Source organism: Pantoea sp. Cy-639 (assembly GCF_011752525.1).
Taxonomy (GTDB): Bacteria; Pseudomonadota; Gammaproteobacteria; order Pseudomonadales; family Pseudomonadaceae; genus Aquipseudomonas.
Genome location: NZ_VWXI01000011.1, coordinates 190,835 through 197,380 on the forward strand (window position 1 = coordinate 190,835; position 6,546 = coordinate 197,380).

7 protein-coding genes are annotated in these 6,546 nt (G+C 62.4%); 3 read left to right on the forward strand and 4 right to left on the reverse strand.

Features of this window, described 5'->3' with window-relative positions; genetic code table 11:
* Positions 1-105 precede the first annotated feature (105 nt).
* Positions 106-1,044 carry a DMT family transporter gene (locus F3J43_RS15415; RefSeq protein ID WP_166888048.1) on the reverse strand — a complete coding sequence of 313 codons (939 nt, stop codon included), beginning with the start codon at positions 1,042-1,044 and terminating at the stop codon, positions 106-108.
* 72 nt (positions 1,045-1,116) lie between these two features.
* Here F3J43_RS15415 and F3J43_RS15420 point away from each other — a divergent pair, with 72 nt between their 5' ends.
* Positions 1,117-1,692 carry a helix-turn-helix domain-containing protein gene (locus F3J43_RS15420; RefSeq protein ID WP_502706611.1) on the forward strand — a complete coding sequence of 192 codons (576 nt, stop codon included), beginning with the start codon at positions 1,117-1,119 and terminating at the stop codon, positions 1,690-1,692.
* Positions 1,693-1,777: 85 nt separating this feature from the next.
* Here the strand turns inward: F3J43_RS15420 and soxR are convergent, their stop codons facing one another.
* The gene (gene soxR, locus F3J43_RS15425) at positions 1,778-2,269 is read right to left on the reverse strand and encodes a redox-sensitive transcriptional activator SoxR (RefSeq protein ID WP_166888054.1); all 492 of its coding nucleotides are present in this window, start codon (positions 2,267-2,269) and stop codon (positions 1,778-1,780) included.
* Positions 2,270-2,355: 86 nt separating this feature from the next.
* Between soxR and F3J43_RS15430 the strand changes: the two genes are divergently transcribed.
* Together F3J43_RS15430 and F3J43_RS15435 are read left to right on the forward strand one after the other, a co-directional pair.
* On the forward strand, positions 2,356-2,736 hold the full coding sequence (locus tag F3J43_RS15430; RefSeq protein ID WP_166888058.1) for an antibiotic biosynthesis monooxygenase: 381 nt from the start codon (positions 2,356-2,358) through the stop codon (positions 2,734-2,736).
* A 187-nt stretch (positions 2,737-2,923) separates the two neighbouring features.
* On the forward strand, positions 2,924-4,735 hold the full coding sequence (locus F3J43_RS15435; RefSeq protein ID WP_166888060.1) for an aminopeptidase P family protein: 1,812 nt from the start codon (positions 2,924-2,926) through the stop codon (positions 4,733-4,735).
* Between the two features lie 53 nt (positions 4,736-4,788).
* On the opposite strand, the gene F3J43_RS15440 is transcribed toward F3J43_RS15435, so the two are convergent.
* The gene (locus F3J43_RS15440; protein WP_166888063.1) at positions 4,789-5,070 is read right to left on the reverse strand and encodes a hypothetical protein; all 282 of its coding nucleotides are present in this window, start codon (positions 5,068-5,070) and stop codon (positions 4,789-4,791) included.
* Positions 5,071-5,254: 184 nt separating this feature from the next.
* Positions 5,255-6,142, reverse strand: a complete 888-nt coding sequence (gene rhtA, locus F3J43_RS15445; RefSeq protein WP_166888095.1) for a threonine/homoserine exporter RhtA — start codon at positions 6,140-6,142, stop codon at positions 5,255-5,257.
* Positions 6,143-6,546 lie beyond the last annotated feature (404 nt).

Genomic DNA, 6,546 nt, shown 5'->3' on the forward strand with positions numbered 1-6,546 from the left:
CAACACGTAAGCGGTTGCAGGATCCTACAAATGTGCCGTGACAACGTTTTTTTTTTAAACACTTTTTTACAGAGCATAGCGGGTGATTGGCTCTGGGGGACTCAATCAACCCGCTTCGCGCTGGCGAGCTTCATCGTCCTGCACCCCGGCCTCGTCCTGGCGGCGGATCTTCAACTCGCTCACCACCACTGCCAGCACGATCAACAGCCCACCGATCAGCGCCACCCCGGGCAGGCGTTCGCCGGCGATACGCCCGACAATGCCGGCCCACACGGGTTCACCCGCGTAGATCAGCGTGGCGCGGGTCGGCGAGACCGACTTCTGCGCCCAGTTCATCGCCACCTGGATCACCGCGCTCATCGCACCCAGGCCGACGGCACTGACGACCAGCAGCCAGGACCAGTCGGGGATGGTTTCCTGGGTCGGCACGATCATCAGGAATGCCAGCGCCGAAGCGGTCGCCAACTGCACCACGGTGACCCGGCGCACGTCGACCTTGCCGGCGTAGCGACTGATCAGGATGATTTCACCGGCAATTGCCACGGCGCTGACCAGGGTTACCAGTTCGCCCTCGCTGAAATGCAGCGTGCCTCCTTGTGGACCGGCCAGCAGCATCAGGCCGACGAAGGCCAGGCCGATGCCCAGGCTCGGCATCAACCCTGGCCGGCGGCCGAGCACCAGCCATTGCAGCAAGGGCACGAAGGGGACGTACAGCGCGGTGATGAACGCCGACTGGCTGCTGCCGATCGTCTGCAGGCCCATGGTCTGCAAGCCATAGCCGAGCATGATCGAGACACCGATGAGCAGCCCGGCCTTGAGTTCGGTGGCCGTGAGCCCCGACAGCGATCGTGCTGACACCAGGCCGACGAACAGTGCCGCGGCGGCGAAGCGCAGGCCGACAAAGAACATCGGGCCGCTGACGGTCATGACGTTGTGCACGATCAGGAAGGTGCCGCCCCACAGCATGGTGATGAACACCAGCACCACTTCGGCCTTGCTCAGGCGCAAAGTGCTGGCGGTTTGGTTGGAGGAGGCCTGGATCATGGGCTTGCGTACTCGGAAGGGGCGGCGCACAATTCGCCGCAAAGTGGGCAGTATACTGCGCAACCCTTGTCAGTGAGCAATATAGTGCACAAAGATTCCGCGCACCGGGCCTCGGTGCTGCAGCATGTCAGCCAGAACATTCGCCGTCTGCGTGGCGATGCCGGCTTGAGCCAAACCGCCTTGGCCGAGCGCTCGGGGGTCAGCCGGCGGATGCTGGTGGCCATCGAGGCGGGTGAGAAGAACGTCAGTCTCACCACCCTCGACCTGATTGCCGAAGCCTTGGGCGTGGCGTTCAGTACCTTGATCCAGGCACCAGAGCGGCGTGACCTCAGCCGCATCGACGAGCTGGCCTGGGCCGGCGAGTACCCCGGTAGCCGTGCGGTGTTGCTGGGCAGCAGTCCGGCCCGGCGCGAGGTGGAGCTGTGGGAATGGACCCTGGCCCCCGGCGAGTGCTACTCGAGCGAAGCCGATGCGGCGGGCTGGAGCGAGCAACTCTATGTCGCCGAGGGTTGTCTGACCTTGATCATCGAGGGGGGCGAGCGGCAATTGTGCCAGGGCGAGTTCTTCGTTTTCCCCAGCGACTGCCGCTATGCCTATCGCAACGATGGCGAGGTGGCCGTGCGCTTCGTGCGCAATGTGGTGATCTGAGTGTGTGCAGCCAAGGGCGTCGATTATCAGGGCCGAGCGCGTTTCGCAAGGTGTTCCAGCGCTTGACCGGCATGACGCCCAGCGATTATCGCCGACGCTCCACGCTGGCTGCCGACTGAGCATCGCAAACCTGGGGCAAATGTGGGCCAGGGCCCTCCTCGGCCAGATGATCGTGATGATTGCGCAGCGGACACTCCTTGAGCGACAGGCAGCCACAGCCGATGCAGCCATCGAGCTGGTCGCGCAGCAGGGTCATGTCGGCGATCCGTCGGGTCAAGTCTTCACGCCATTGCCGGGAGAGGCGCTGCCAGTCTTCGGCGGTCGGGGTGTGGTCCTGGGGCAGGGTAGCCAGGGCCTGGGCAATTTCCGCCAGCGGGATGCCCAGGCGTTGGGCCATCTTTATGACCGCAACGCGACGGAGCACCGCCCGTGGGTAGCGGCGCTGGTTGCCGGCGTTGCGGGTGCTGTGGATCAGCCCTTTGGTCTCGTAGAAGTGCAGTGCGGTCACTGCAACGCCACTGCGTGCTGCCAACTGGCCGACGCTGAGCAGGCGGTCCGCGGGGGAGGCGGTACCCATGCAGAAAGTCCTTGACCTTGAGTTAACTGGAGGTTTTACCCTGCGCGACATCTGCCTGCAAGTGGCCTGAAGCAAGGAGTTGACCCATGACGCTCACCGACCATTCCCTGTGGTTCACCCAGATGATCGAGTACGACGTGCCACCCGGGCACCAGGCTGCGCTGGCCCAGGCCCTGGTGGTGCGCAGTGAACAGTTGGCGCAACGTTGCGAGGGCTTGCAAGGCGTCAGTGTCCAGGCCAGCGACGATGGTTGTCGTGTGCTGCAATACCTGCAGTGGCAGTCGCGCCAGGCGTGGGCAGCGGCTGCGGATCGTTTTGTCGAGGAACCCTTCCTCGAACTGCTCTGTCAGTACCAGGCCCGGGGGGTAAACTTCGCTGCTTACCAGACCCTGCGTAGCCTTGTACGGGGCAGTGATGGTGGCCTGCACTGCCAGGTCGGCGAGGTTCGGGCCTATCAGGGCGCGTAGCGGGCGCGCGGTCCGGCGTTGTGCCACCGATCATTTTGGTGCGCCGCCCCTATCCTGTCGCCTCTGTTAGACAGGATAGGGGCGGCGCCGTCGACGGTGCTCGTTCGTGCGCGATGATTGCGGGCGCGGGCTGGCTGCTCCATTATCGGTGGCCTGGATCAGTCGAGATGTGTTCGCAGGAGTGCGCATGAACAGTCAGTCCCCCCTTCTGGAAACCGTGCCGGCACGCCTGGCCCGAGTGCGTGAAGTCATGGTCAGGGAGGGCGTGGATGCCCTGCTGGTCCCGTCGGCCGACCCCCATCTTTCCGAATACCTGCCGGGGCACTGGCAGGGGCGGCAGTGGTTGTCCGGCTTCCACGGTTCGGTCGGCACCTTGGTGGTGACGGCGACGTTTGCCGGCGTGTGGGCTGACAGCCGCTATTGGGAGCAGGCGGAAAAGGAGCTGGCTGGCAGTGGTATCGAGCTCATGAAGCTGCGCCCGGGTCAGCCAGGTGCGCTGGAGTGGCTCGGGGAGCAAGTGCCGGAGCAGGGGGCGGTCGCGGTCGACGGCGCGGTCATGGCGCTGGCGTCAGCCAGGCAATTGCGCGAGCGTCTGCAAGCGCGCCAGGTGCGCCTGCTGACCCATCTCGATCTGCTTGGGCAGGTATGGGCTGATCGTCCCGGGTTGCCGGGCAACCCGGTCTATCAGCACCTGCCTCCCCACGCCACCGTGTGCCGTGCACAGAAACTTGCCGAGCTACGCGCCATCCTGCAAGAAAAAAACGCTGACTGGCATTTCATCGCTACCCTCGATGACATCGCCTGGTTGTTCAATCTGCGGGGTAGTGACGTTTCCTACAATCCGGTGTTCGTGTCCTTTGCGCTGATCAGCCAGGACAAGGCTGTTCTGTTCGTCGGCCAGGAAAAAGCCGATGAACACCTGCGCCAGGTGCTGGCGGTCGATGGCATCGAAGTGCGCGACTACTCCGAGGTCGCTCAGGCGCTGGCTGCGATCGCGAAGGACAGCAGCCTGCTGCTGGACCCCGCGCGTGCGACCTGTGGCCTGCTGGACAACCTTGATGAGGAGGTGCGACTGATCGAGGGCATCAACCCGACCACCCTCAGCAAATCGCGCAAGGGGGAGGGCGACCTGCTGCATATCCGCCAGGCGATGGAGCAGGATGGTGCGGCCTTGTGCGAATTCTTCGCCTGGCTCGAGCAGCGCCAGGGCAAGGAGCGGATCACCGAGCTGAACATCGACGAACAGTTGAGCGCTGCGCGCAAACGCCGGCCGGGGTTCGTGTCGCTGAGTTTCTCCACCATCGCGGCGTTCAACGCCAATGGGGCCATGCCGCACTACCATGCCAGCGAACAGGATCACGCGGTGATCGAAGGCAATGGCTTGTTGCTGATCGATTCGGGAGGCCAGTACCTGGGAGGGACGACGGACATCACGCGGATGGTGCCGATCGGCGAGCCTTCCCGTGAACAGAAGGCTGATTGCACTCGGGTGCTCAAGGGCATGATCGCGCTTTCACGTGCCCGGTTCCCGAGGGGTATTCTCTCGCCACTGCTCGATGCTATCGCTCGCGCGCCGATCTGGGCGGACCAGGTCGACTACGGGCACGGCACTGGGCATGGCGTGGGCTATTTCATGAATGTCCACGAGGGGCCGCAGGTGATCGCCTACCAGGCTGCTGCGCTGCCGCAGACTGCGATGCAGCCAGGCATGATCAGCTCGATTGAGCCGGGTACCTATCGCCCTGGGGCGTGGGGTGTACGGATCGAGAATCTGGTGATCAATCGCGAGGCTGGCAAGGGTGCGTTCGGCGAATTCCTCGAATTCGAAACCCTGACCCTTTGCCCGATCGATACCCGTTGCCTGTTGCCGGAACAATTGGCCAGTGAGGATATCGCTTGGCTCAACCACTATCACCAGGTCGTGCGCGAGCGTCTGTCGCCCTTGCTCAAGGGTGACGCACTGCAATGGCTGGAGCAGCGCACCAGACCGCTTGATTGAATGACCGGTAGTGGCGATAAACAAAGAGGGCAGCCCGATGGCTGCCCTCTTTGTTATTTACAGATGACGATCATGCTGCGGCTGGTATAGCCGGCAGGGTTGATGCCAAAGACATAGTCGCCTGGCTCCTCGTCACTATCGCCTGAGCGGGCGATGACTTTGTAGCCTTTGCTGCTACAGGCGCTGGCTGCCTTGCTGTAGCACTTGTCCCACGACGAGGACAGGCCTGAGCAGTTGATATGCAGGCCCTTCTTCCCCCGCTTCACCTCTGTCTTGGCGGTAGCGGCACATCCAGCAATGGCCACGATGGCCAGGATGAGAAAAATACGTTTCATTCCTGTCCTTATGAGTCCCGACTTCTTCAACGGGACTGTCGTCAGCGCTTCGAGCCTTCCCTGAGCATCCCCTGTGTTCCTTTGCTGTCAGTAGATAGCGTCTGCATGATGATTTTGTGACAGCTTAATCAGCCCAGCGGGTCGGTTCAAGGCCGAGTGCTAGTCAATGACAATAATTCTCAACTTAGTCGGCTGCGACTGGTGGCGCTGCCTCGCGTTTCATGGAAAGGGTCGCGCCCACCGAGGCAGTGATGATTGCAAGGATAGCCAGCCATTGCCACAACGAGAGCTGTTCGCCCAGGAACAGCAGGCCGGAGAGCGCGCCAAAAGCCGGCTCGATGCTCATCAAAGTGCCGAATGTGCGCGCGGGCATGCGGGTCAGGGCCACCATTTCCAGGCTGTAGGGGAGGGCGGTGGACAGGATCGCGACGCCGAGAGCGACGGGTAGCAAGGCTGGTGTGAGCAATGCGCTACCGGCGTGGACAATGCCGATCGGGGCGACGAACAAGGCGGCGATCAGCACGCCCAGGGCCGCGGTCTGTATGCCATTCTCTGCGCCTGCCTTCTGCCCATAGAGGATGTACAGCGCCCAGCAGACGCCGGCGCCGAGTGCATAGGCAGCGCCGACCGGGTCGAGGCTGGCACCGCTCTGGCCGACCGGAATCAACAGCAATAGGCCTGTCACGGCTAGGAGGATCCAGACGAAATCCAGTGCGCGGCGAGAGGCCAGCAACGCTACGGCGAGTGGGCCGGTGAACTCCAGGGCGACGGCGATACCCAGCGGGACGCTGCGCAGGGACATATAGAAGAGGAAGTTCATCCCGCCGAGTGCCATGCCATAGATGATCACGCTGCGCAGGGTGCTGGCGTCGAGACGAGCACGCCAGGGGCGCAGCAGCAGGAGCATGATGATGCTGGCGAAGACCAGGCGTAGCGTGGTGGTGCCTTGGGCGCCGATGACGGGGAACATGCTTTTGGCCAGTGAGGCACCTGATTGAATCGAGGCCATGGCGATCAGCAGCAAGCCGATGGGGAAGAGTGTGGCGGCCAGGCTGCGGGAGGGGGCGTTCATTCTTATGGGGTCCGTGGTTGTGCGCGCAAGGTGCGCAATATAGTGCGCAGCTGGGGAGTGGGATGCAATGGCTATATATAAAGAGGCGAAGGACGGGGTGGCGGGAGTCATGCGTCGATCACCTGAGGGCCTGGCGCGGTCTTTTTCCAGAATGTTTCATTTTTTTGAAATTAAGGGTTGACGCGGTTTCAGATCCCCTTATAATGCGCCCCACTTCCAGCGACAACGGAACGCGAAACTCCTTGAGAATCAACGAGTTAAGCGATTCGGAAGGTTGCGGAAGTGCTTCGATCGAATGATCGGCAGCGGTGAAAAAGGTGGTTGACAGCAGGTTGTAACGCTGTATGATTCGCCTCCCGCTACGAGAGATCGCAGCGAGTTAAGCGATTGAAGTTGAACGAAAA

Excerpts from the sequence above, each read along its gene's own strand:
- F3J43_RS15435 (WP_166888060.1), top strand. The coding sequence starts at position 2,924 with ATGAACAGTCAGTCCCCCCTTCTGGAAACCGTGCCGGCACGCCTGGCC.
- F3J43_RS15440 (WP_166888063.1), bottom strand. The coding sequence starts at position 5,070 with ATGAAACGTATTTTTCTCATCCTGGCCATCGTGGCCATTGCTGGATGT.
- rhtA (WP_166888095.1), bottom strand. The coding sequence starts at position 6,142 with ATGAACGCCCCCTCCCGCAGCCTGGCCGCCACACTCTTCCCCATCGGC.
- F3J43_RS15415 (WP_166888048.1), bottom strand. The coding sequence starts at position 1,044 with ATGATCCAGGCCTCCTCCAACCAAACCGCCAGCACTTTGCGCCTGAGC.
- soxR (WP_166888054.1), bottom strand. The coding sequence starts at position 2,269 with ATGGGTACCGCCTCCCCCGCGGACCGCCTGCTCAGCGTCGGCCAGTTG.
- F3J43_RS15430 (WP_166888058.1), top strand. The coding sequence starts at position 2,356 with ATGACGCTCACCGACCATTCCCTGTGGTTCACCCAGATGATCGAGTAC.